Here is a 1,347-nt window from a genome sequence, read left to right as displayed (position 1 = left end):
TGTCCCGCGTCAAGTACTTGGCAGGATTTCTTCTCTTTCGAAGTTGGGGATGGTGGGGTCGGCCAGGCCCGTGTGCACGTCGATGGGCCGGTTCCAGGCGATCGCCTCGTGAGGGCGGACCTCGTTGTATTCGACCCGGTAGTCCTCGGCGCGTTCGACGAGGGTGAGCGCGTCGGGGATGTCGTCGAGGAACAGTCGCTCGTATTTCAGTGTCCCGAACCCGCGTTCGCGTGACCCGTTCTGTCCCGGCGACTTCACGCGCGTGCGGACGTGTCGCAGCTCGGGGTGGCGCATGATGAACAGTTCGAAGTTCAGCGACCGGAACGGACCACCGTTGTCCGTCACGATCGTCAGCACGGGCATGACTTCGCCGGTCTCCGGGTCGATGGGGCAGGTGTCGGCGAGCGGGTGGCCGAACATGGACTCGTAGTCGGCGAGGGCCAGCTCGATCGCGGCGATCGCGTCGTGCTGGTTCGCGGTCGGCGACGTGTGGAACGGGTGCTCGAGCTTGGAATACCAGTCCCGGCACCCCGCGATCCGCCAGGTCCCACCTTGAGTGGTTTCGAACTCGCTGAAGTCGAGCTGCCACACCTGGTTCGGGCCGGTCGGGTCCTTGGCGAACGCCGCCTTGCGATCCTTCGCCAGCTCGCGGCGCTGTCTCTGATATTCCGACGGGAGGATCAGTCCATCGTCGCGGAGCAGCCGCAGCACGGTCGCCTGCGAGACCTTGTGTCCCTCGTGTCGGGTCATCGCCCAGATCTTCCGGTGCCCCCACGCCGGGTGCGCCAGCGCATGCTTCGTCGCGAGCTGGCGTGCGGCGTCCCTGGCCGGCTGCGGCCACGGGCCCCTCGACGGCTGGGACTGCTTCGCCTTGGCCTGCCAGCGCCGCCAGGTGCGTTCGGGCATGTCGATCAGTTGGCAGAACCTCGCGGTCGACATGCCCGCCTCAGTGCGGATCACCTCGAGGTCCTCGAAGGGCCCAAGCGGCCCTCCGCGCTCTTCTTCCAGACCCGGATCTCGACCGCCGCCTCACCGAGCGCGGTGGTGAGCTCGGCGACCTCGTCCTCGAGCTGCTGCTCGCGGGTCGACGGCTTCGACTTGCCGGCCTCGATGCCGGCCTTGCCTCCCTCGAGGAACTGGCGCTTCCAGTTCCCGATGGCCTGCTCAGAGACCTTCTCCCGCCGGGCGGCCTCAGCGACCGTGATCTCGCCCTGCAGCACGGACAACACGATGCGGAGCTTCTTCTCCGCGGGGATCGTCGGTGGACGACTCATGACATTCAGACCTCTCAGCTGGGGAGTTGCATCAGCAACTAGCTACCCCTGCCACACATTCTGACGCGCGACA

Annotated in this window: 2 protein-coding genes; both read right to left on the bottom strand. The window is 66.6% G+C overall.

What is annotated here, in order from left to right; genetic code table 11:
- Positions 1–9 precede the first annotated feature (9 nt).
- Positions 10–960, bottom strand: a complete 951-nt coding sequence (locus M4I32_RS15135; RefSeq protein ID WP_319035311.1) for an integrase core domain-containing protein — start codon at positions 958–960, stop codon at positions 10–12.
- On the bottom strand, positions 957–1,274 hold the full coding sequence (locus M4I32_RS15130) for a transposase (protein ID WP_319035310.1): 318 nt from the start codon (positions 1,272–1,274) through the stop codon (positions 957–959). The genes M4I32_RS15135 and M4I32_RS15130 overlap by 4 nt, the downstream gene beginning before the upstream one ends.
- Between the last annotated feature and the right edge of the window lie 73 nt (positions 1,275–1,347).

The sequence above is a fragment of the Microbacterium sp. LRZ72 genome (assembly GCF_033792225.1).
Lineage (GTDB): Bacteria > Actinomycetota > Actinomycetes > Actinomycetales > Microbacteriaceae > Microbacterium.
The sequence above is the reverse complement of the archived record's forward strand: the minus strand, read 5'-3'. Positions and strand labels throughout refer to the sequence as shown.